The 22,713-nt window shown below is 52.7% G+C and carries 18 protein-coding genes; 12 read left to right on the top strand and 6 right to left on the bottom strand.

Going from position 1 to position 22,713, the window contains the following annotated elements:
• Window position 1: 1 nt before the first annotated feature.
• The gene (locus tag BM258_RS20545) at window positions 2-1,261 is read left to right on the top strand and encodes a hypothetical protein (protein WP_139229341.1); all 1,260 of its coding nucleotides are present in this window, start codon (window positions 2-4) and stop codon (window positions 1,259-1,261) included.
• A gap of 114 nt (window positions 1,262-1,375) precedes the next feature.
• Here BM258_RS20545 and BM258_RS20540 read toward each other — a convergent pair whose 3' ends face one another.
• Window positions 1,376-2,290: a DMT family transporter gene (locus tag BM258_RS20540; protein WP_090075117.1), complete on the bottom strand. Its 915-nt coding sequence runs from the start codon at window positions 2,288-2,290 to the stop codon at window positions 1,376-1,378.
• A 399-nt stretch (window positions 2,291-2,689) separates the two neighbouring features.
• Here BM258_RS20540 and BM258_RS20535 point away from each other — a divergent pair, with 399 nt between their 5' ends.
• Window positions 2,690-3,103, top strand: coding sequence for a DUF930 domain-containing protein (locus BM258_RS20535; protein WP_090075116.1), 414 nt, complete (start codon window positions 2,690-2,692; stop codon window positions 3,101-3,103).
• Window positions 3,104-3,146: 43 nt separating this feature from the next.
• Here the strand turns inward: BM258_RS20535 and BM258_RS20530 are convergent, their stop codons facing one another.
• Entirely contained in the window at window positions 3,147-3,923 is a 777-nt protein-coding gene (locus tag BM258_RS20530; protein WP_090075115.1) for a class II glutamine amidotransferase, read from the bottom strand.
• Window positions 3,924-4,146: 223 nt separating this feature from the next.
• On the opposite strand from BM258_RS20530, the gene BM258_RS20525 reads away from it, so the two are divergent.
• Both BM258_RS20525 and map read left to right on the top strand, forming a co-directional pair.
• The gene (locus tag BM258_RS20525) at window positions 4,147-5,676 is read left to right on the top strand and encodes a choice-of-anchor I family protein (protein ID WP_139229340.1); all 1,530 of its coding nucleotides are present in this window, start codon (window positions 4,147-4,149) and stop codon (window positions 5,674-5,676) included.
• Between the two features lie 206 nt (window positions 5,677-5,882).
• Window positions 5,883-6,623, top strand: coding sequence for a type I methionyl aminopeptidase (map, locus tag BM258_RS20520; protein ID WP_090075114.1), 741 nt, complete (start codon window positions 5,883-5,885; stop codon window positions 6,621-6,623).
• Here map and BM258_RS20515 read toward each other — a convergent pair whose 3' ends face one another.
• Together BM258_RS20515 and BM258_RS20510 are read right to left on the bottom strand one after the other, a co-directional pair.
• Window positions 6,624-7,139: a GNAT family N-acetyltransferase gene (locus tag BM258_RS20515; RefSeq protein WP_090075113.1), complete on the bottom strand. Its 516-nt coding sequence runs from the start codon at window positions 7,137-7,139 to the stop codon at window positions 6,624-6,626.
• Between the two features lie 230 nt (window positions 7,140-7,369).
• On the bottom strand, window positions 7,370-8,968 hold the full coding sequence (locus BM258_RS20510; RefSeq protein ID WP_090075112.1) for a phosphoenolpyruvate carboxykinase: 1,599 nt from the start codon (window positions 8,966-8,968) through the stop codon (window positions 7,370-7,372).
• Window positions 8,969-9,853: 885 nt separating this feature from the next.
• Here BM258_RS20510 and BM258_RS20505 point away from each other — a divergent pair.
• From BM258_RS20505 to BM258_RS20470, 8 genes are all read left to right on the top strand, one after another.
• Window positions 9,854-10,561: a response regulator transcription factor gene (locus tag BM258_RS20505; protein ID WP_090075111.1), complete on the top strand. Its 708-nt coding sequence runs from the start codon at window positions 9,854-9,856 to the stop codon at window positions 10,559-10,561.
• A gap of 187 nt (window positions 10,562-10,748) precedes the next feature.
• Entirely contained in the window at window positions 10,749-12,572 is a 1,824-nt protein-coding gene (locus tag BM258_RS20500; RefSeq protein ID WP_090075110.1) for a sensor histidine kinase, read from the top strand.
• Between the two features lie 41 nt (window positions 12,573-12,613).
• On the top strand, window positions 12,614-13,222 hold the full coding sequence (locus BM258_RS20495) for an HPr kinase/phosphorylase (RefSeq protein ID WP_090075109.1): 609 nt from the start codon (window positions 12,614-12,616) through the stop codon (window positions 13,220-13,222).
• Between the two features lie 153 nt (window positions 13,223-13,375).
• A complete protein-coding gene (locus tag BM258_RS20490) occupies window positions 13,376-13,777 on the top strand; it encodes a PTS sugar transporter subunit IIA (protein ID WP_090075108.1) in 402 nt (133 codons plus the stop codon).
• A 72-nt stretch (window positions 13,778-13,849) separates the two neighbouring features.
• Window positions 13,850-14,131, top strand: a complete 282-nt coding sequence (locus BM258_RS20485) for an HPr family phosphocarrier protein (RefSeq protein ID WP_090075107.1) — start codon at window positions 13,850-13,852, stop codon at window positions 14,129-14,131.
• 681 nt (window positions 14,132-14,812) lie between these two features.
• Window positions 14,813-15,814, top strand: coding sequence for an ABC transporter substrate-binding protein (locus BM258_RS20480; RefSeq protein ID WP_090075106.1), 1,002 nt, complete (start codon window positions 14,813-14,815; stop codon window positions 15,812-15,814).
• A gap of 218 nt (window positions 15,815-16,032) precedes the next feature.
• Window positions 16,033-16,929, top strand: a complete 897-nt coding sequence (locus BM258_RS20475; RefSeq protein WP_090075105.1) for an ABC transporter permease — start codon at window positions 16,033-16,035, stop codon at window positions 16,927-16,929.
• Window positions 16,926-18,215 carry a quaternary amine ABC transporter ATP-binding protein gene (locus BM258_RS20470; RefSeq protein WP_090075104.1) on the top strand — a complete coding sequence of 430 codons (1,290 nt, stop codon included), beginning with the start codon at window positions 16,926-16,928 and terminating at the stop codon, window positions 18,213-18,215. The genes BM258_RS20475 and BM258_RS20470 overlap by 4 nt, the downstream gene beginning before the upstream one ends.
• 110 nt (window positions 18,216-18,325) lie before the next feature.
• On the opposite strand, the gene BM258_RS20465 is transcribed toward BM258_RS20470, so the two are convergent.
• Together BM258_RS20465 and BM258_RS20460 are read right to left on the bottom strand one after the other, a co-directional pair.
• Window positions 18,326-19,405 carry a DUF2336 domain-containing protein gene (locus BM258_RS20465; RefSeq protein ID WP_175528186.1) on the bottom strand — a complete coding sequence of 360 codons (1,080 nt, stop codon included), beginning with the start codon at window positions 19,403-19,405 and terminating at the stop codon, window positions 18,326-18,328.
• 133 nt (window positions 19,406-19,538) lie between these two features.
• Window positions 19,539-22,713 (bottom strand): FG-GAP-like repeat-containing protein (locus BM258_RS20460; RefSeq protein ID WP_175528185.1); only part of this gene is annotated, 3,175 nt, incomplete at its 5' end.

Below are 22,713 nucleotides of genomic sequence, written 5' to 3'. Positions count from 1 at the left end.
ATTGAGCGAATTTGCTGAACTTTCTTATTGTGTGGCAATAGAAATTCTATCGTCGTTTTATTTTGAGGGAGGCCCAGAGAGACGAATTGTTAAAATCAAAAATGAAGATGTGCCCCAAAGTGTTGAACTTTTATACCAGGATACTTTATTTTTAAGCGATGTAGATCTCTTTCAAGCTGCCTTAAAGTTTCGTAAGTTTGGTCCAAAAGCTTGGATTTCGCTTCCTATTTCGAAAGTCCAAAATTTACTCTTTTCTGTTTTTGAAAATTACTATTTTAACATCTGTAAAGAAATAAGGTTATGCAAAAAGAATTGTTTGATAGATGTCGTTAGTGATGACGTAATAAAGAAATTTGGAAAATTTCTTTTAAATTCTGAACTATTTAGCCCATTAGTGAACGAATTCTATTTTCCTTTGACGATTTTACAAGTCTGTCGAGAAATGAAATTTTCTAAATTTGAAATAATGGAAGGGCAGAAGATTTTTGAGTTATTAGAGACGGAATTTGTGTCAAAGTATTTTCCTAAAGATAAAATCTCTTCTTGGATTCTTGTTAAATCTTACAATTATTCTGAAGCGAATAAAATAAAAAGGATCATATTAGGTGCCATTGCCTTGAGTATGCCGCGCTTACAACGAACTCAAACAAACTTAAGAAAAGTGATTTCTGGGCATATTGAAATCGTTGTTGAGCCAACGTTATATACAGGAGAATGTCATACTCCTCAGGTATCTGATATTTTATTGAAGGATAGTGACCAAAGTTGGTTAGAAGAACTAAATCGCTTGTTAGTAAGCAATTCAAAAATTGATAAAAGAAAAAGAAAATCTTTAGAATACTATTGTCGTTCTTGGAGTATGGATGACGTAACTCGTTGCTCCTTTTTGTTTATGGCCCTTGATGCGCTATATGGTCAAGGTGTTAGTTCTAACAAAGAAGCATTTGTGAGCGGAGTGCAAAGTGTTGCACCAAAAGAAATTCCGGAGCAAAGATTAAAAGATATTTGGGATCTTAGGAGCCAATTTTTGCACGGTGGAGCCCCAGATGTTTTTTCAGCAACAAAATACTATGATTACTGCAAGCGATATAAAGTTGATGCTCTTTTGGATGTTGAGCTTATTGCGGAAAAATGTCTTCGTAAGGATATTTTTGATGGGTACGAAATTGAAAGAGAAGACCAGTTTTCAACGATATTTGATGAAATGCGATCTCAAGGAATTGTGCCTGAGGTAGATCCTTACAGAACAATTTTTGACTAAAGCCTTCCCGCAGCTTGCTGCGGGTACGCGTCCGCCCGCCCCACAGCGGGCGCGTATTGCGCCCACTCGGTCGGACGCTTGGTGCCATCTTGAGAGTTCGGCTTTAGACCTTTTTCACCCCAGCACCAGAATCAGCACACCGCAGATGATCAGCCCACAACCCATCAGCTCCAGCCGGTTGATCTTTTCCTTGAAGATGAAAACCGAAGAGGCGAAGGTGAAGAGCATTTCCACCTGCGCCAGAGCCTTGACGAGGGCGGCCTTTTGCAGGGTCATAGCCATGAACCAGCCAAAGCTGGCCGATGCGCCGACAAAGCCGGTGGCAAGGGATGGTTTCCACGCCCGCGCCACACATCCCCATTGTTCCCGCTCACGAAAGGTGATCCAGATTCCCATCAAGACGGTCTGGATGAGAATGGCGGTTGCCAGCGTGAAGCTGGCTTGCAGGATATAGTCCGGCGCGACCATCGTCGGCTCAAGCGACAGAGAGGCCTTGCGATAGCTCGCCGCTGTTACACCGAAGAGAAAACCCGAAGCAAGGCCAATGAGGGCCGTGCGCGAAAAGGTGGAGGTGATCAGGGTGCGAATGGACAAGGTCGTGCGCGCAACCGAAATCAGCATGACCCCGAGCACGGCGACCCCGATGGCAACCAATGCGGATATCTTCAGCGTTTCGGAAAAGAACAGAAAGGCGAACAGCGCCGCCTGCGCCGGTTCGGTGCGGCTATAGGCCGTGCCTACCGTGAAATTGCGGAAGGAAAACAGATGCACCAGCAGAAACTGCGCCCCGATTTGTCCCACCGCTGCCATCATGACCCAGAAGAGGAACGGCCCGTTGAACACCGGCAAATCTTTGCCCGATAGCCACACATAGCCGAACAGATAGAGAAGGGCGAAAGGCACTCCGAAGGCAAAACGCACGAAGGTCGCCCCGGTCGTGCTCAGCGCACCCTTGAGGTGCTTTTGCAGGACAGAGCGGATATTTTGCAGAAAGGCTGCAGAGATGGTGATCAGAATCCAGGTTGGCATGCAGAGCCTTTAGCATGAAGGGGAGGGCGGACCAACTAAAAAGCCTGCGTGAGCCAACAGGGTCTGACGAAAAGAAAAGAGGCAACCTGTTCGGTAGGCGTCCTCAGCTGTAAAAAGGAAGCGCTTATCAAGACTTGCGAGTGATGGACGCGTTATTCTCAGGTTGTAAAAATAAGGAAAAGTGCGAGTTCACAAATCTAAAAAAACAATGAATTGTAAAGGTAAACAAAATTTTAACCACTAGCCTTGATGCTCTAGCGGTATCGACCGGAACTGACAAACTTTGACCTCATTTAAGAGGCACACCAGCAGGCGTAGCCTTGGTGTTTCGAATGGTTGGCAAAAGCCAGCTAACCCATTCAACTATCAGTCGATATAAGCCGGGGCGCTCCCGTCAAGATGATAAGAACCAAAAAGGTCAAGGGCATGATATCCCACACCGGTAAACTTTCGCTTGTGTTGCTTCTGGCAATGGCAAGTGCCTACCCGCAAGCAGCCTTAGCAATGAGCAACAAGATGCGCGCCTGGCTCAAGGATATGGTCCCCCAAGAGCGCATGCTTCAGGTTTGCAACATGGAAGCCATGGGCAAGCTCGATGCGGACCGGTTGGTTGATTACACCTTCTCTAGCCCGCAGATCGGCGACCAGACGGTCAAGGCCGGCGGTGCTGCTTATCGCCGCAATGGGCATTGGTACAAGGTGAGCTATTCATGCGACACCAGCAAAGACCAGATGCAGGTGCTCAAGCTCACTTACAAAAAGGGCGATGAAATCCCCAAGGATAAATGGACCCAGTTCAATCTCTTCAATTGATTGCGCTGCAAAAATGAATGTCAGGCTGTTAGCTGCCTGATCGTCAATGTAGCGGCATTTCCGTTTGCACCATATCGCCATTTTCCTTGAAGCAAACGGCATGATCCTGCGGCACTTCGATCCAGCACTCCGATTGCCGGTCGATCGGCTCGGACACCAGCACCACATCGCCATTCTCATAGCGACGATAATAGAGCGAAGGGGCATGATGGTCGCTCGAGCAGCGGAAACCGCACAGGCGCTTGCCATCCGACAGGCAGGAAGTGAAGCGCAAAGGCGTGCGGATGCCCTTGTCAATCATGGCTTCACGCACCCTGTGCAGCACATTGCGCATGGCTGTGACCGGGCACTTCTGCAGATTCTCCTGAACCGCAAGCAAGAACAGCAGCTCTGAATCGGTGCTGCCGAACCGGTGCTCATAATAATCATCGCTCAATTGCAATTCCAGTCCGCGCCGCACCCGGTGATAGTCTCCGATTTGGCCATTATGCATGAACAGCCATTTGTCATAGGCAAAGGGGTGACAGTTGCAGCGATTGGTTGCCGTGCCGGTGGAGGCCCTTACATGGGCAAAGAAGAGGGAAGACTGGATCTGGGACGCCAGACTTTTGAGGTTGGTGTCATTCCAGGCGGGCAGGATCTCCCTGTAAAGGCCCGGATTGTCTCTAGCCCCATACCAGCCGATGCCGAAGCCATCCCCGTTGGTGACGGTTTTACCCTTCTCCGCATGCAGGCTCTGATGAATCAGAGAGTGGTCGGCTGTTGTTACATAATGTTCAAGGAAAACAGGCTGTCCCTTGTAAGCGACCCAGCGGCACATTTCAGTCTCCAAAGATGAATTTGATCGACTCCTTTTTATATCCGGATGACGCCGAGTAAAAGCGACCTTTTCCCTAATTCTTGTTTGGCGAACAATAAGATGAACGCGGTGAGCAAAGAGAGGCCTCCGGCACCCAAAAATGCGTTTGGGAAGGCAGTCACGCGCCTGTCATCTGCCTTCGCTAAAGCAGCAGAAGATTTTATGCGCTATCCAAGAGGGTCTCATGTTTAAATCCATTTCCAAGGCTTTGCTTCTGGCGAGCTGTCTTGCCGCACCATTCGGGTCTCAGGCCTATGCACTCACACTTGAGCCGATTGCTAAGCACTCCGCCAATGTGTTTGATGAAGGGGCTGCCGAGATCGTCTCTTATGATAAGGCTGGCAAGAAACTCTTTGTCGTCGACGGCCATGACAAGGCCATCGATATTTTCGATATTTCAAACCCGTCCACCATCAAGGAAGCGGGCACGCTGAATGTCACAGATTTTGGCAAAGGTGCCAACTCCGTGGACGTGCATGGCGACTATGTGGCCATCGCCGTTGAGAACAAGGACAAGCAGGCCAATGGCAAGCTGGTTCTTTACAAGACCGACGGCACGCTGGTGGGGGATGTGGAACTTGGCGCGCTGCCCGATTGCGTGGTCTTTGCGCCCAATGGCAAATTCGTGATGGTCGCCAACGAGGGCGAGCCGTCCGACGATTTCAAGACCGATCCTGTGGGCACGGTATCCATCGTCTCCATTCCCTCCCTTGAGGTCAAAACTGTCGGCTTTGGCGATCTCAAGGCGGAAGATTTTGGCGATGACTTCCACACCGCAGCGCCAGAAGGCATCTCCTTCGAGCAGCAGATTGAACCGGAATATATTGCCATCACCCCGGATAGCAAAACGGCTTTTGTCTCCCTTCAGGAAAGCAACGCTATCGCCGTTATCGATACGGAAACAGCCAAGCTGAAAACCACCTTCGCGCTGGGCTTTCAGGATTACTCCAAGGTCAAGGCCGACCTTTCCGACAAGGATGGCAAGATCAACCGTCAGAACTGGCCGGTGCTTTCCTTCCGCATGCCGGATACCGTGAAGGCCTTCGCCAAGGATGGCGTCAATTATGTGGTCATGGCCAATGAAGGTGACAGCCGCGACTATGATGGCTATTCCGAAGAAGAACGTCTGGGTAAGGTCAAGCTCGACCCGATCGCTTTCCCGAATGCTAAAGAGCTGCAGAAGAAGGAAAATCTCGGCCGCTTGAAGATCACCACCGCACAGGGGGATACCGATGGCGACGGCGATTTCGACGTGATCTATGGCTATGGTGGCCGTTCTTTCTCCATCTTCAATGAAACCGGCGAAATGGTGTTCGATTCCGCTGATGAAATTGAAGCCAAGCTGGCCGAGCTGGTGCCTAGCGCCTTTAACAGTCAGGGCGCGAATGAAAGCTTTGACAATCGCTCCGACGACAAAGGCGCAGAGCCCGAAGCACTCGAACTGGCCGAGATTGGCAGCAAACTCTATGCCTTTATCGGATTGGAACGCATGAGCGGTATTGTGGTCTATGACATCACGGACCCGGCCAAGGCGACCTTTGTGACGTATGCAAGCAACACCAAGCTTGATGGCGAGTCTGAAAAATTGACCGCTGGCGACATTGCACCGGAAGGGATCAAGTTCATCGCTGGCAAGGATAGCCCGAACGGCGAGCCGATGATTGCGGTTGCCAATGAGGTTTCCGGCACGGTGACCCTATGGGCCGTCAAATAGCCACGCGGTTCGCTTTCTGAACAAGAAAAGCTCGCCTTTCATGCAGAGGCGGGCTTTTTTGTTGGCGGGTTGACGCATTGGTTTCTGGTCCGAACCGGTGGTTTGCCTATGGGCCTTTGGGGCTAAACAGAAGGCTTGCAGTCACTAAAGCAAATGCGCTACTGATGGCGGCAGTTCCAATCCGCACTTCAGATAGGCATCCATCCATGATCGTAAAAACCGAAGAACAGCTTCAGGGCCTCAAGGCCTGTGGCAAAGCCGTGGCGCGTGCCATTCGTGAAATGGGTGCTGCGTTGGAGCCGGGCATGACCTCACAGGAGCTGGATGATCTTGGACGGCGCATTCTGGAAGAAGAGGGTGCAGAATCAGCCCCTGAATCGGTCTATGACTTTCCCGGAGCTACTTGTATTTCCATCGAACCCGTGATTGCCCATGGGTGGGCCGACAGCCAGACGGTGAAGCCGGGCGATATGGTCAATATCGACGTATCAGCCAGCAAGGATGGCTTTTTCACGGATTCCGGAGCGACCTTTATTGTGCCGCCCGTGACGCCGGAAAAGCGGATATTGGTGGAGGCCGCAAAACGTGCCCGAGACAATGCGATTGCTCAGGCCCGTGCAGGGCAACCAATGCAGGTCATCCCGAAAGCCTTCGACAAGGAAGCCAAGGCCGGTGGTTACACCATCATCCAGAATCTGCTCGGATGTCATGGGGTTGGTACAACCTTGCACGACAGGCCGGAAATTCTCGCTGTGCCGGACCGCCGGGATCGTCGCAAACTGCAGGAAGGCATGGTGATCGCCGTTGAGCCATTTCTCTCGACCGGCGCGACCTATGCCAGCGACGGAGCGCGAGAGTGGGAGCTGTTCACTCCCGGATGTCTCACCGCCCAGTTCGAGCATACGATTGTGATCGGGAAAAAAAGTCCGATCATCGTAACACTCTGATTACGCTGACATTTCTTTAAATGCCTGTTCGAAGGCATCGGCATGCGTCAATGCGCCCTTCGGGGCTGGGCCCTGAAAAGTCATGTACTGAATCAGGGAAGCATCCAGTCCGCCGTAGCGCAATTGGCCATTACACTTGAAACCGAGCCGGTCATAATAGGCCGGGTTTCCGATAAGGATGCAGCCATTGGCACCGAGAGCCCGCAGGCGCCTCATGCCTTCACCAACCAACGCTTTGCCAATGCCCTGGCTTTGCTTGTCCGGCGTGACCGATATCGGGCCGAGACAATACCATTTGTCCCATTTGCCATCGATCTTGATTTTTGAAAATGCCACATGGCCGGCAATCGAGCCGTCGTCATCCATCACCAGTGACAGCACAAGATCGCCATCGCGGCGCAATTGATCGATGATCGGGCCCTCGTTGCCAGAACTGTAAGGCATGGGCGCAAAGGCTTTTTGTGTCAAAATATGAATGGCATCCGCGTCAGCGGACGTTTCCTCGCGAATATACATGGTAAATCCTCCCCCGCAGGCACGCGACGAATATGTGCGCCCTCATGATGGGGTCTTTAGAAGGGTGTGGCGGGACAATACTACCATATGGGGTCCGGGAAAATACGACACAGGGCGTATGCAATTCTGACCCCTGAGATGTCAATGATGCAATTATGCTGGGCGTTTGAAACGCAAAAGGCCCGCCAAGAGGCGGGCCTTTCTTAATTATTCAATACTGATCTATCAGCTTAGGCTTTTGGGCCTGCAGCTTTCACAGCGTCGTCGACGTGTGGCAGATAGTATTCGAAGTTTTTGACGAACATGCCAGCCAGTTTAGCTGCCATTGCGTCGAATGCAGCTTTGTCTGCCCAGGTGTCGCGTGGCGTCAGCAGGGTGGTGTCAACGCCAGGAACTGCTACAGGAACTTCAACACCGAAGACTTCGTCGGTGCGGAATTCTGCAGATGCCAGAGAACCGTTGAGAGCTGCGGTCAGCAGAGCGCGGGTTGCTTTAATTGGCATACGGGAACCGACGCCATAAACACCACCGGTCCAACCGGTGTTAACCAGCCAGCATTTAACCTGATGTTTTTCCATCATTTCACGCAGCAGGTTGCCATATTCGGAAGGATGGCGAGGCATGAAAGGAGCACCGAAGCAGGTAGAGAAGGTTGCTTCTGGCTCGGTAACGCCTTTTTCCGTACCAGCCACTTTAGCGGTGTAACCAGACAGGAAGTGATACATTGCCTGTTCCGGGGTCAGCTTAGCGATTGGAGGCAGAACACCGAATGCGTCAGCCGTCAGCATGATGATGTTTTTAGGCTGAGGAGCGCGACCGGTAGCCGATGCGTTCGGGATGAAGTAGGTCGGATAGGAAACACGGGTGTTTTCCGTTTTGGACCCATCAGCGAAGTCTGGTTTATCGGTGATTGGATCGATAACCATGTTTTCGACGATTGCACCAAAGGTGTGCGTGGTCGCATAAATTTCCGGCTCAGCTTCAGCGGACAGGTTGATGGTTTTAGCGTAGCAGCCGCCTTCGAAGTTGAAGACACCGTTTTCGCCCCAGCCATGCTCGTCATCGCCGATAAGGGTACGGCTTGGATCAGCAGACAGGGTGGTTTTACCGGTGCCGGACAGGCCGAAGAAGATAGCCGTGTCGTCATCATCGCCAACGTTTGCAGAGCAGTGCATCGGCATGATGTTCTTTTCAGGCAGCAGGTAGTTAAGCGTGGTGAAGACAGATTTCTTGATTTCACCAGCGTAGGAAGAACCAGCAACCAGAATGATCTTTTTGGTCAGGTTAAGAGCGATGCAGGTTTCAGAGCGAACGCCATATTTTTCTGGGTCGCAGAGGAAGCCTGGGAAGTCGATCACAGTCAGTTCCTGAACGAAATCTGCCAGTTCGGCATGTTCCGGACGGATCAGCATGTTGCGGATGAAGTGAGACTGCCAGCAAAGCTCGGTAACAACGCGGGTTGGCAGGCGGTGGTCAATGTCAGCGCCGCCGTACAGGTCCTGTACAAACAGTTCTTTGCCTTCTGCATAAGCCATCATGTCTTCATAAAGAAGATCGAAAGCTTCTGGCGTCATGGCCTTGTTGTTGTCCCACCAGATGGTGTTTTCGGTGGTAGCGTCGCGAACGGTATGTTTATCCTTTGGGGAACGGCCGGTATGTTTGCCGGTATCCACTGCAAAAGCACCGCCTTCGATCAGACGACCTTCCTTGCGAGCCAGCGATTCTTCTACCAGCTTAGGAAAACGATAGTTGTAATGTACGCTATCGAGGTTGCGAAGACCGAGTTTGTCAACGCCATTGGATTCGTTCCACGTGCCGAATTGTTTCACTTTTCAAGCCCCTTGAGACACACTTAGGTTGTGGGAAACTGACAGGATCTGTCAGTCCGGCCAACGCCTGAATGGCTTTGACCGGGGGTTCGTTTCAAGTCCTGCGGAAGTCGATATAACCTGTCGGATTACTCCGCTCTTCTGTTTGACCTAACCTCCTGAGGAGCTGCTTTGCCTTGTCCTCTACTCCCGGCAGCAGCCCTGCAACAGTCCTTTCGTCGAACTCGCGCATTTCATAACGATCCTACAAAAGAGTGTCGTTGATATTTCGCAAAGTCCGAGCGGAACCCAGTCCCGTGACAATTTTCTCATAAAGCACCACCCACTCATTTGATAGCTGGTCTTTTGTGGGGTTGCGCCCCTTTTTGCGCATCGAAAATTCTTGCCTGCTTTCTACCACTAAAGTCGGAAACGGCAGAAAACGGCGCTTTATTCAGAAATGTTAAATTTGCTCCTCAATCTGTGAACAAAATTGCGCTGCCACAATTTCGCAGCTTTCAGAAACTAGGTCTGCATTAAATAGTAGGAATGCGTTTTTTGCATGCCAGATAGGGCGAAATTGCAAGGCAGGAATCGGACTCTTTTTGGACAATTCAGGGCGAATATCCTGTGAGTTTTGCCAAAATGTGAATGGGATTTCGCAGAAAACCCGGCCTTGGCGAACGCAACAAGCATTCCTAAATAAGAGAATAGTGCAGCGGATGCCGCTGATAAGGAGGGGCTGTGGTTCTGGTTCGCCGAAGCGTGTACACTCCCTTCGTTGTCTTTTCAGATACCATCTTGGATGGCGTCGTAGCTGCGGAGCAAAAGCTCTGAAATATAAAAGAGTGTTTTCGCCAGCCTGAGAAGAGAGCTCGCGGGGATGGAGAGAAGGAAGGGAAAGACATGGCAACGATTGCCCTTGTCGATGACGATCGCAATATTCTGACCTCGGTTTCAATCGCATTGGAAGCTGAAGGCTATAAAGTGGATACCTACACGGATGGAGCATCCGGGCTTGATGGTTTGCTCCACGCCTTGCCTGATCTTGCTATCCTCGATATCAAGATGCCACGCATGGATGGCATGGAGCTGCTGCGACGCCTGCGCCAGAAGACCGATCTGCCGGTGATCTTTCTGACGTCCAAGGACGATGAGATTGATGAATTGTTCGGCCTGAAAATGGGGGCGGATGATTTCATTCACAAACCATTTTCCCAGCGTTTGCTGGTCGAACGCGTCAAGGCCGTGCTGCGCCGGGCGCAGGCACGCGAAACGGCAGTCAAAACGGGTGGCACTGTTGCCAAGAGCGATCTGCTTGAGCGTGGGCTTCTTTCCATGGATCGCGAACGCCACACCTGCAACTGGGATGGAAAGCCGGTGACCCTGACGGTAACCGAGTTCCTCATTCTCTATTCTCTGGCCCAGCGTCCCGGAGTAGTTAAAAGCCGCAATGCGTTGATGGATGCCGCCTATGAAGATCAGGTCTATGTGGATGATCGCACCATCGACAGCCACATCAAGCGCCTGCGCAAGAAATTCAAGGCAGTGGACGACAGCTTTGATATGATTGAGACCCTTTATGGTGTCGGATATCGTTTTCGCGAAGAATAGGGCGTGTTGGTCCTTCACGGATGGCTGGCAAGAATTGCTATTGAATGCGTGCTCTATAGAGTGTGATAAATCGTGATATATAAAGAGCGCGGCCGAAAGGGGCAGCGTTTCGGGTAGACCGGACGGAGTGGCTATCGCGAGATCGTGGCCGCTCCGATTTGTTGAAAGACATATAGTGTTGCAGCGAATGCAAAAAGAAAAGCGCACAAAGCAGGATGGTCAGAAGGGGCGGCGCAAGTCAGTCTCTCTGAGACGCTTGCGTGTTTTTCTGGGGCGTCTTTCCAATACGGTCGCCTTTTCGTCTCTGACACGCCGCATTGTCTTTCTCAACGTTGCCGCACTGGCGGTTCTGGTGCTGGGCATTCTCTATCTCAACCAGTTCCGCGAAGGGCTGATTGACGCGCGCGTCTCTTCGATGCTGACACAGGGCAAAATCATTGCCGGCGCAGTGGCCGCGTCGGCAGCTTCCGACACCGACGCCATTACCATCAATCCTGAGCGGCTTCTGGAACTACAGGCTGGGGAGAGCTTTTCTCCTGCAGATGACACCTTCAGCTATTTCGAGTTTCCCATCGATCCGGAAAAAGCCGCCCCGATTCTGCGGGCGGCCATTTCGCCAACAGACACGCGCGCCCGCATCTATGATCTGGCGGGCAATATGGTTGTCGATTCCAACCAGCTGCATTCGGATGGTGTGCTCCGGTTTAATCTGCCGGAGCCGGAAATGGAGACGTCCGACAGCTGGGCCGATCGCTGGGATCGCTTTGTCAGCTGGCTTCGTCAGGCTGATCTGCCCCTCTATAAGGAAATGGCCAACACCGACGGCCGCAACTATCCAGAGGTTGCCAAGGCGCTGGACGGGTCTGAGGCCTCCATTGTGCGCGTGAATACGAAGGGACGGTTGATTGTCTCCGTGGCGGTGCCAATCCAGCGTTCGCGAATCATCACCGGCGCGCTACTTTTGTCCACCCGCGATGGTGATATCGACAAGATTGTGGAGGCGGAACGCTGGGGTATCCTGCGCGTCTTCCTGATCGCGGCGCTGGTGACCGGTTCCATGTCCATTCTTCTGGCCGGAACCATTGCTGGACCGGTGCGCAAATTGTCCGAAGCGGCCGAACGGGTTCGGCGTGGGGTCAAGGCGCGTGAGGAAATTCCCGATTTTTCCGAGCGAAAAGATGAAATCGGCCAGCTCAGTCAGTCCCTGAGGGACATGACCAACACGCTCTACAAGCGCATGGATGCCATTGAGGCCTTTGCGGCAGATGTGGCGCACGAGCTGAAGAATCCGCTCACCTCCCTGCGCTCGGCGGTGGAAACGCTGCCTTTGGCCAGAAAGCCTGAAGCACGCGAGAGGCTTGTCAGCATCATCTTGCATGATGTGCGCCGACTGGATCGGCTGATCTCGGATATTTCCGATGCGTCACGGCTTGATGCAGAATTGGCGCGTCAGGAATCTGACGAGATCAATCTGCGGGCGCTGTTGGAAACCATCGTGTCCATTCAGGATGAAATCGGCTCCAAATCCAACATTCGCGTCATTATGGAAGAAGACGAGAACGCCGCTGACAAGGACAAGGCCTTCTGTGTCCGGGGCAACGACAGCCGTCTTGGTCAGGTGTTCGTCAATCTGGTGGACAATGCGCGCTCCTTCACGCCGGAGGGAGGCGAGGTGCGTGTCTGCCTCAAGCATGATGGGCCTTGGGTTGAGATTACGGTGGATGACGACGGTCCGGGCATTCAGGCTGAAGATGTATCCCGTGTGTTTGAACGCTTTTACACAGACCGGCCGCAAGGGGAAGCGTTCGGTCAGAATTCCGGACTTGGCCTGTCGATCTCCAAACAGATCGTTGAAGCCTATAATGGGGAAATCGCAGCTTCCAACCGGCTTGATCCGGCCTCTGATGAGGATGCTCCGACAATATTGGGCGCCCGTTTCTCCGTGCGTTTCCCCGCCATCGCCCATAGTGCGACGAAAAAGCCCGAGCCAAAAGCGGATCCGACTGGCTAGACTGGTCGGCGACTGCAGTCGAGCGAGAGGATTGGAGACATATGTCCCTGTATTTTGATCCAGACCACGATCAGGCAAATGATGGACCGATTTTCGACGTGCCAGACGCCATTGCATCAAGCTGCCCCAGCGAGATCATGCATGCCGCTGCCATTGTCATTGGCCCTTATGGGGTGTTGCTAAGGGGAGGGAGCGGGTCTGGAAAATCCCTTCTGCAACGCACGATACGCCGCGAAGCTGCTGCGCTTTCCATGCCCTCAGCCCTTGTCAGTGATGACTATGTCAAGCTTGTGCGCCTGCCAGAGCCCCAGCCCCAGCCCCAGCCCCAGCCCCAGGCAGTGCCGCAGTCCGGAACATCAGAACAACCCGAACTGAGGGCCTATGGCCCGGTCGCCACCCGCGGATTGCAGGAAGTCCGCGGTCTTGGGATTATCTCAGTCGGGGAGAACAATTTCGCTTTTGATGCGCCGATGCATTTGCTGGTTGATTTATGCCCTGCGGATGACATACACCGGATGCCTTCAAGTGAAGAAACGGTCCGTACCTGTCTGGGCTATCCTGTTGCTCATTTGTCAGTGCCGGAGCGCTCTGTCGTGGAAGCGTGCGACCTGATATTTGCCCTTCTATCCACATGGAAGGAGCCGCTTTAGCGGTCGGTGCTCGACTTTTGGGCTTGCGTTCGGCAATCGAGTGGTCATGATAGACGATACTTCAGGCTCCGGATGGAAGTGACCGTCTCGATAAGCCGGAGCTGAGAGTAAGAGGAGCCAGAGGGCTCCAAAAAGTAGGAGAGCAGAGACATCATGATTGGTCTTGTCCTTGTAACACATGGTCATCTGGCCGAAGAGTTCCGTGCCGCGCTTGAGCATGTGGTCGGGCCTCAACAGCAGATCGAAACCATTTGCATTGGCCCCGATGACGACATGGAACAGCGCCGTCAGGATATTCTGGATGCGGTTGAGGCCGTGGATAAGGATAAGGGTGTGGTTCTTCTGACCGACATGTTCGGGGGAACGCCTTCCAATATGGCGATTTCGGTCATGGATGAAAACAAGATCGAAGTGCTGGCCGGAGTCAATCTGCCCATGCTGATCAAGCTGGCGAGTGTCAGGGCAGACAGAAGCCTGTCAGACGCCGTGAGCGAAGCCTGTGAAGCCGGGCGCAAATATATCAACATTGCAAGCAAGCTGCTTTCCGGCGAATGATGCCGCAAGCAGACTGAGCCATGCACTCGGGTGAATGCATGAGCAGAAGCAGATAGAAAGAACGCACTTTCCGTGACCAATATTTCAGTTTCAGACCGACTGATCATCCAGAATAAACGTGGTTTGCATGCACGTGCTTCGGCAAAATTCGTGCAATTGGTGGAACGATTTGATGCTCTGGTCAGGGTCTCCAAGGATGGGCAGACCGTCTGCGGCAATTCCATCATGGGGTTGATGATGCTGGCTGCCGCTCCGGGCTGCGCAATAGACGTCGTTGCCGAAGGCAATGAAGCTGAGGCCGTGATGGACGCGCTGAACAAATTGATTTCAGATCGCTTCGGCGAAGGCGAATAGCGTCTTTCAATATCCCGTTTTTCAAAATATGTGAAGGCATGGCCGCCCAAATGTGGCGGAAATGTGTTTTGGCGCGTCACCTTCCTGCCGCATTGCGCACCCTATCCCCATTCCGAACCAAGAAATTACCAATCCATTCCAAAGGCAGGGCCCTGTCCGGGGACTGTTGGACGGGTTAGTAAAGTCTGTTTGAAGTCTTGAAAATGGCGCCGCCAATCTTCCGAAAATTGTTAATTACACAAGATCCTTACGCGAGGATTTTATAAAAATTCCAATATTCTTGATCACATTGAAAGAATAGATATAATAAAAAAAGTTAACACGGAGATGTGAGGGGATGGGGTAAAAATATTAAAAAAGAAAATTGTCATTCCTCGGATTGTCGAAGGTTCAAACTACCATTTTCCTAGGAGCTATTCATTGACGCCATCCTGTGAGACTTGTTAGATTTCAGTGTGTTAAAAAATCTCGACCATCTGTCGGGTTGTTTAGACTGTTGGGTGGGTGTGCGAGATAATTTTTTTTCTTTTTTGCATCGCGTGTTTGACCGCATGCGATGTTTGGATGGTGGTTGGCCAAAGCGAAGGATCCGCCACCAAAATTTGTTGTTTGGAGATGGTCCGCTTTGCGCGTTCTTTCTCCCTACCAGACACATTGATCGACTACTCCCGGAGGTAGAATATGAAACGCCTATTGATCGCTGCCCTGATGATATCTGGCTCGGCCCTATCCGCTCAGGCAGCTGATGACTGCGGCAAAGTCACCATCGCTGACATGAACTGGAACTCGGCCACGCTGATTGGCAACATTGATCGCTTCGTTCTGGAATATGGCTTTGGCTGCGATGCCGAGATGGTTCCTGGCGATACCATGCCAACCGGCGCATCCATGACCGAAAAGGGCGAACCTGACATCGCCCCGGAATTCTGGGCCAACTCCATGCGAGAGGCCGTTGACAAGGGTGTCGAAGAGGGACGTCTGGCCATTGCCGGCAAGTCCCTGTCCGATGGTGGTGAAGAAGGCTTCTGGGTTCCTGACTATATGGTCGAGAAAGACTCAAGCCTTGCAACCATTGAAGGCATCAAGGCAAATGCGGAGCTGTTCGAGCATCCTGAAGATCCCGAGAAGAGCGCCTTTTATGGCTGTCCGGCTGGCTGGAACTGCCAGATCACATCCGGCAACCTCTTCCGTGCCCTGAAACTGGAAGATGCCGGTTTTGAAATCGTGGATCCGGGTTCAGGCGCAGGCCTTGCCAGCTCCATTGCCAAGGCTTATGAGCGCGGCGAACCATGGTTCGGCTATTATTGGGCACCAACCGCCATTCTCGGCAAATACAAGATGACCAAGGTTGACTTCGGTTCCGGCGTTGATGAAGAGCATTACAAGGCCTGTACCTCTCAGGCAGATTGCCTTGAGCCGAAAGTGACCATGTATCCGCCGTCTCCTGTGCGTGCTGTTACCACGGGCGAATTTGCCAAGGCTCATCCTGACATCATGGATTTCCTCGGCAAGCTCTCTTTCAAGAACAGCGAAATGAACGAACTGCTCGCCTGGATGGAAGACAATCAGGCTGATGGTGAGTTCGCCGCTATCTACTTCCTGCAAAATTATGAAGACATGTGGAGCAAGTGGCTGCCAGAAGACGTGGCTGCCAAGGTGAAAGAAGCCGTCGCAGGCATGTAACTGACATCACCTGAAAAGGTGCGATTCCCCCGGGCGATGTATGTCGTCCGGGTTTCTTCGTGGGAGGTCTGCTTTTCTGCCCTCAGCTGGTTGCCAATGGTGAACCAGAGCTGGCCGCAGACAAGGAGATTGGTGAATCGATTGAGGCGGCATCGATTTGAAAATCGAGACAAGACGAGGACCAACTGCCGCTTCATGGTAACAATTGGAGAGTCTATATGGCGGATGCGTCATGGTTAACCTCATTCCCCCAGCTGAGCCGAATGGAGCTGCTGACTATCCGTAAGACGCTTGATGGCGCTTACAAGGCATTCTCTCGAGAATATGGCGATGCGATTGAAAGCATCTTTCATCCCATTCTGGCTTTTCTCGTATGGTTTGAAAAACTGCTGATCAATACACCTTGGCCCATCATCATCCTGGTGATTGGGGCGATCGTCTATTTCGCCAGCAGATCCTGGAAGCTTTTGACAGGTGTCGTGATTGCCCTTCTGCTGGTCGGCTTTTTCGGCATGTGGGAAGACACCATGTCGACCCTCTCGATGATCACGGTTTGCACGCTGATTTCCATTGTTCTGGGTATTCCCATCGGCATCGGCATGGCTAGGTCTGACCGATTCCAGAAGGTCATGATGCCGATCCTCGATGTCATGCAGACAATGCCGGCCTTTGTCTATCTCATTCCGGTGGTCATGCTGTTGGGCATCGGCAAGATTCCGGGGCTGATTTCGGTTGTCATCTACGCCATTCCGCCGGTGATCCGTCTGACCAATCTGGGCATCAGGCTGGTGGATTCCGAAGTGCTGGAAGCGGCCACCGCCTTTGGTGCCAATGGGCGACAGCGTCTGTTCAACGTACAGATCCCGCTTGCCATGCCCAACATCATGGCGGGTATCAACCAGACCATCATGATGGCACTGGCCATGGTTGTCGTGGCGTCGATGATCGGCGTGAAGGGCCTCGGTCAGCCGGTGTTGAAATCCATTCAGAACCAGTATTTCACGCTTGGTCTGTTTAACGGTCTGGCCATTGTAGCATTGGCCATCATTTTTGACCGCGTGTCTCAGGCATACGCCAAGCGAAGCCAGAAGCACATGAAAGGAGCCCATTCATGAGCAACACTCTTATTGAAGTTAAAGGGCTCTATAAACTGTTCGGTTCAAACCCCAAGGCGCATATGCCGCTGGTGCATCAGGGATTGGGCAAAGACGAGATTCTGGCCCAAACAGGCCACACACTGGGCCTCAAGGACATCAACCTGTCCATCAAGGAAGGCGATATCTCCGTTATCATGGGCCTGTCCGGTTCGGGCAAGTCCACACTCATTCGCCATTTCAACCGGCTGATCGAACCCACCGAGGGGCAGATATTGGTGGGTGGAACCGATGTGATGAGCCTGGCGGAGAAAGATCTCGAGCAATTCCGCCGCCACAGAATGTCCATGGTGTTCCAGCGCTTCGGCCTGTTGCCGCATCGCACGGTGCTCGACAATGTGTCCTTCGGCCTGACCATTCAGGGCATCAAGAAAAAGGAAGCCAACGAGCGTGCGATTGAGTGGCTCGAAACGGTTGGGCTGGGAGGCTATGAGAACCAGTATCCGGCACAGCTATCCGGTGGTCAGCAGCAGCGCGTCGGGCTGGCCCGTGCTCTAGCGACAAATGCCGATATCCTGCTCATGGATGAAGCCTTTTCCGCGCTTGACCCGCTGATCCGCTCCGAAATGCAGGACCAGCTGGTGGAACTGCAGGAAAAATTGCAGAAAACCATTATCTTCATCACCCACGATCTGGATGAAGCACTGCGTCTTGGCAACAATATTGCCATTCTAAAAGATGGCGAACTGGTGCAGGACGACAAGCCTGAGGAAATTCTCCTCAATCCGGCGACGGACTATGTGGAAGCCTTTGTGCGTGACGTAAACCGGGCGCGCGCCCTGACTGTTGAAACCGTGATGCAGCCGCAGGAATTCCGCATCACCGCAACGACCATCGAAGAGGCTCTCAAGCAGATGCGTGCGCACAAGGATGATTACGCCTATCACGTCACCGATGATGGTTATCAGGGGATGCTGTCGCAGGAAAGCCTCGAGGAATATTATCAGGAAGACAAGACGGCCAAGCTGACCGAGGAGCATTATGAAGATCTTGAGCCAATTGCTCCGGATGCTGCGCTAGAAGAAATCCTGCCCGAAACTCTGGCGTCGGACTATCCCGTTCCGGTCGTGGATGAAGAAGGCGAATTCATGGGCAGTCTGTCTCGGGATGCTCTGGCCGAAGTGCTCAGCCCCGAAGCCTCATCTGAAGAGGCAAATACTGACAAGAGCGCTCCTTCTGAAGAGGGCAGCGAGACGCCTGCTGAAAAAGACGAGAGCAAGGTCAAGCAGCCGACAACCTCAGCCTGAGGCAAAAGAGCGCGCTTGCCAAGCTTATGACATGAAAAAGGGTGACCATTCGCTGGCCACCCTTTTTATATGCAGTCAAAGAAGATGCATACAAAAGCGATTGGCGATAATCAGCCCGCTTTCGTTGTGCCCATATTCTTGCGCATGGAAACAAACCGCATGGCGCGCTGAGCTGATGAGACATCAAGATCTTTATAGAAGGCGACTGTCCGTCCGGTTTCTGCGAGGCTCTTGTTGAGCTTGTCTGCCTTCAGGCCCATTAGTTTGCCAAATGCCCCACTGGTGATGCCAATGGATTTGCACAACAGACTGATCGGCTCGTCGTTGGTCTGATAGAGGGCGTTGGATACGATCGGCTCATCCAGATCAGCCATGGCCGCCAGGAACATCACGATATCCGGCCCGCGGTTGGTCTCAACCAGCATGCAAAGAGCATCGGATTTATCCAGTTTGCCATCCCTGACATCCGCAATTACGATCTTGGCTTCGAGCCGCTTCTGACGGCCAACGATCTTTTGATCTGCAGCCGCTTTTTTGGCCCGGTCCACCAGAGCGTTCGCAGCCTTCTCATCGTCCTGGAACAATTGGGCGAGTTGCGCCTTTCCTTCCGGCGGAAGCAATGGCAGCAGACGCTTGGCCGCATCTTCCGTAATGTCCGGTCGCGAGCAGAGGTTGGCTTGCAATACTGCGTCGCCATCAGCCTTGTTTACCAGGGTGTTAAAGCCCTTGGGTGTGATCTCCGCACTCTTGTTCTGTGTGACCTTGTGCCAGACAGCGCGCGTTCCATTCTCGATGAGAGCATCAGTCACGGTGCCACTGAGATGTTCGCGCTGGGCGATGCTTTCCAGATGGGTTTCTGGCAGGGTCTGGCTCAGTTGCACAAAGTCATCGTCGGTAAGAACGGGACTATGCTGGAGCATCGGTCCTGCGACGGACACATCATCCTGAGCCATCTTGAGAGCGACCTCATTGGGCAGCCTTTGTTCCGTGGCTACCCGATCCGCAAACTCGGCTCGTCCTTCGACGCTGACGTCATTGAGCATCTTCAGAACGATATCTCTAAAGATCAGCGTTCCCTGCTCGGTGTGGTTTTCGGCACCATCGAAGAACAGATCCGCCACTCGACCGAGCAGTTCACGTCTTTTGTCGCTCGATTTCTCTCTGGCGAGGTCTGTAATATTATCCAACATGGTTGCCTCTTTGCTTTGCATTTTTAAAAGACTATATCTCTTCGTTTCTAAGATTGAGTTAATCGATTGTGGACACGAATGATCAAATAACCCTTTAAAATTGCAGGGTTATTTGATTTAAACCGAAGGTCATTTACCAGGACACATTGTCGATATTTTCTAGCTCGATCTGGCTGCCGTCGCTGAAGTCTATGGTGCCGGTCGCGTCATCGGACAATAGCATCTGGTCGCTGCCATCAACCATTGTCACGGTGCCGGTATTAAGCGAGATCGTCCAGTCGGTGCCATAGGTTGTCGAGTCGGTGCCATCGGCGCCAAGGATCTCCAGAGAGTCCGTCCAGTCTCCAACCGAGCCCCCATCGATGATGTCATTGCCATCTCCCACCATATAGATGAAAGTGTCATCCCCTTCGCCACCCGAGAGATAGTCGTTGCCATCTCCGCCGATGATGGTGTCATTGCCTGCTCCGCCATACAGGGAATCATCTCCAGAGCCCGAAATATCCGTAAAGGTGGAATAGCTGTTGCCTTCCAGATACTGGATCGTGCCATGAATATCACCGGAGACAACATCCTGAACGCCATCGCCATTGATATCGGCAAAGACTGGAGCGGTTTCGGAATCGCTATTGACAAGGCCGGTCGAGGACGCATCGACTGCCGTAGCGAAGGACGGATTGTTGGCATCCCCCACATTCTCCTGAATATAGAAGGTGCCATCGTCTGTGCCCAACAGCGCGTCCATATCGCCATCACCATCCAGATCGGAGAAGGTGACCGATGTATCTAGATCATCAACTCCTAGCCCATAAGGATCCGAGACGACAGCTGAGTAGTTCGGATTATAGGCGTTGCCGGTATTTTCGAAATAGATGAAGGTACCGTCATGTGAACCACTGAACATATCCAGATCGCCATCATTGTCGATGTCGACAAAGGTGGGTGTCATATCCGACCCGTAGTCACCAAGGTTATAGGCCCCGGACCAGTTGGCGTTATAGGCAGTGCCGTTATTCTGATAATACAGAAAATCTCCACTTCCGTTGCCAACCATCATGTCCATGTCGCCATCGCCATCCAGATCCGCAAATGTCGGGGCGGCATCAGTGCCCACGTCAATGCCTGCATAGTTGGATGTTACGAGATTGTAGACGGGGTTGGTCGCCGAGCCGGTATTCTGATAATAGGCGAGGTGCCCGTCATTCTGGCCCACAAACAGGTCAAGATCTCCATCATTGTCGATATCGACGAGCGTTGGTCTTGCATAGGAGCCGGTATCAATTCCGTTGAAGGGATTGGTAGAGCCGGTTTGATCTGTGAAGGTGGTAACTGTCGAGACCGACCCTTCACCACCGAAGAGAATATCGTCGCCTGTGCCGCCATAAGCCGTATCGTTGCCTGCCCCGCCATAAAGCGCATCGTTGCCCGCTTCGCCGTGAAGTGCATCAGCCCCGGCGTTGCCGTAAAGCACGTCCGACCCGTCTTCACCATTGATGAAGTCGTTGCCGTCTCCACCGGAGATCGTGTCTGAATCGGCTCCGCCATAAATGTCATCATTGCCGGTGCCACCATCGATAGTATCCTGGCCAACATCGCCATAGATAACATCTTCGCCGCCGTATCCGGCAATCACGTCATTGCCGCTATAGGCGGTGATCATGTCATCGCCACTTGTGCCGTTGAGCGTATCGTTGTAGCTGCTGCCGTGAATCGGATTTAGGCTACTCAGGTCGTCCACATCACCGACAACAACTGTGAGGGTCTGGCTGGTTGAAAGATCGCCGCTGTCGGTCGCCGTGACAGTTACATCGACGGAGCTTTCGGTTTCATAGTCCAACGAAACGCCATCCTTGAGTTTCAGTATGACCGCGCCATCCTGAGTAACCACCTCGAAGCGATTGTCATCAACGCTGTAGGAAACGCTGTCGCCATCATCGACGTCACTCACGCTGAGTGTCGCGATTTCAGCCCCAGCTTCATTTTCCAGCACGCCGAAACCATCGGAATCGTTGATCCGGAAATTATCAAGCAGTGTGCCGTAGGAGTTTTCCGACCCCATCTCAATGAAGGTGATTGTGTTGGACCCATCGCCCGACCCTGCGGTCAGGTCTAGCGTGTATGTGTTCCAGCCGAGGCCTTCATTGGCCGGATCGATGGTCGCGATAATCTCACCGTTCCAAACCACCTGAACCACACTCTGGCCCAGTGCTTGTTCGGCGGTACCCGTTACGCCATCTCCATAGATCCCGCGGGATTTCAGATCCATGGAAAGGCTGTAGGTCTCGCCATCTTCGAGGCCTTCCAGCTCACGCGTCAGCGTGCCGTTGGATTGGGCCGCCAGGTCGACATGGTAGTCGCCATCGGTGGCGCCCAGTCCCATATGTCCTGCCTCATGCACATCGATGCTGCTCTGCGTCCAGCCGTCGATATAAGCATCTTCGAACCAGCCGGTTCCATCGCCGCCACCATGAACGCCGCCGTTGAACACTTCGAAGCTTCCGTTATACAGGAAGTTATAAGAGCCGGACGCTGTAAGGGTCGGAGCTTCGTTGACATCACCTACCGTTACCTGAACCGGCAGATCAAAAGTGCCTCCATGGCCATCATCAGAGGTGACCGTGAAGGAAACAGTGCCGTTGGTTTCCGCTTCATGATCAAGGGAGACGCCTTCCTTGAGCTTGAGGACATAGGCGCCATCCTGCTCGACAACCTCGAAGCGGGCATCATCGACGCTGTAGCTATGGGTATCAGACGCATCCACATCGGTGGTGGACAGGGTGCCGATAACCGCACCGGAGGCATTCTCATCCACGGAGCTGGATGACAGATCCACAGCGGTCGGCGCATCATTGGTGCCGGTGACTTCAATGGTGACGGTGCCCTGATCGGTGGAGCCATTGCCATCATCTGCGGTATAGGTAAAGGAGACCTCACGGCTCTCCCCCACAGCCAGATCATCAAAGGCCGTGCCCGGATCAAAGCTGTAGGAGCCGTCGTCATTCAGCGTAACGATGCCCTCGGAGGGCTGGCCATCAAGGCTATAGCTGATCGTATCCCCATCCAGATCGGTCGCGGTGACAGAACTGGAAAGAACATTATTCTCGCCCGTGGTCTCTGAGGCATCACTGGCAGTGACGGCCTCATTGAGATCGCCCACATCAATGGTGAAGTCTTCACTGAAGCTGCCGCCATTATTGTCGTCGGTGGTCACTGTGAGGGTGACGGTCGGCTCGGTCTCATGATCAAGGGAGACGCCTTCCTTGAGCTTGAGGACATAGGCGCCATCCTGCTCGACAACCTCGAAGCGG

Origin of the sequence: Cohaesibacter marisflavi (assembly GCF_900115225.1) — a bacterium.
GTDB lineage: Bacteria > Pseudomonadota > Alphaproteobacteria > Rhizobiales > Cohaesibacteraceae > Cohaesibacter > Cohaesibacter marisflavi.
This window is presented reverse-complemented; position numbering and strand designations above follow the sequence as displayed.

Excerpts from the sequence above, each read along its gene's own strand:
- BM258_RS20495 (WP_090075109.1), top strand. The coding sequence starts at position 12,614 with ATGTCCCTGTATTTTGATCCAGACCACGATCAGGCAAATGATGGACCG.
- BM258_RS20500 (WP_090075110.1), top strand. The coding sequence starts at position 10,749 with ATGCAAAAAGAAAAGCGCACAAAGCAGGATGGTCAGAAGGGGCGGCGC.
- BM258_RS20540 (WP_090075117.1), bottom strand. The coding sequence starts at position 2,290 with ATGCCAACCTGGATTCTGATCACCATCTCTGCAGCCTTTCTGCAAAAT.
- BM258_RS20490 (WP_090075108.1), top strand. The coding sequence starts at position 13,376 with ATGATTGGTCTTGTCCTTGTAACACATGGTCATCTGGCCGAAGAGTTC.
- BM258_RS20505 (WP_090075111.1), top strand. The coding sequence starts at position 9,854 with ATGGCAACGATTGCCCTTGTCGATGACGATCGCAATATTCTGACCTCG.
- BM258_RS20515 (WP_090075113.1), bottom strand. The coding sequence starts at position 7,139 with ATGTATATTCGCGAGGAAACGTCCGCTGACGCGGATGCCATTCATATT.
- BM258_RS20465 (WP_175528186.1), bottom strand. The coding sequence starts at position 19,405 with ATGTTGGATAATATTACAGACCTCGCCAGAGAGAAATCGAGCGACAAA.
- map (WP_090075114.1), top strand. The coding sequence starts at position 5,883 with ATGATCGTAAAAACCGAAGAACAGCTTCAGGGCCTCAAGGCCTGTGGC.
- BM258_RS20525 (WP_139229340.1), top strand. The coding sequence starts at position 4,147 with ATGTTTAAATCCATTTCCAAGGCTTTGCTTCTGGCGAGCTGTCTTGCC.
- BM258_RS20535 (WP_090075116.1), top strand. The coding sequence starts at position 2,690 with ATGATAAGAACCAAAAAGGTCAAGGGCATGATATCCCACACCGGTAAA.
- BM258_RS20530 (WP_090075115.1), bottom strand. The coding sequence starts at position 3,923 with ATGTGCCGCTGGGTCGCTTACAAGGGACAGCCTGTTTTCCTTGAACAT.
- BM258_RS20480 (WP_090075106.1), top strand. The coding sequence starts at position 14,813 with ATGAAACGCCTATTGATCGCTGCCCTGATGATATCTGGCTCGGCCCTA.
- BM258_RS20475 (WP_090075105.1), top strand. The coding sequence starts at position 16,033 with ATGGCGGATGCGTCATGGTTAACCTCATTCCCCCAGCTGAGCCGAATG.
- BM258_RS20470 (WP_090075104.1), top strand. The coding sequence starts at position 16,926 with ATGAGCAACACTCTTATTGAAGTTAAAGGGCTCTATAAACTGTTCGGT.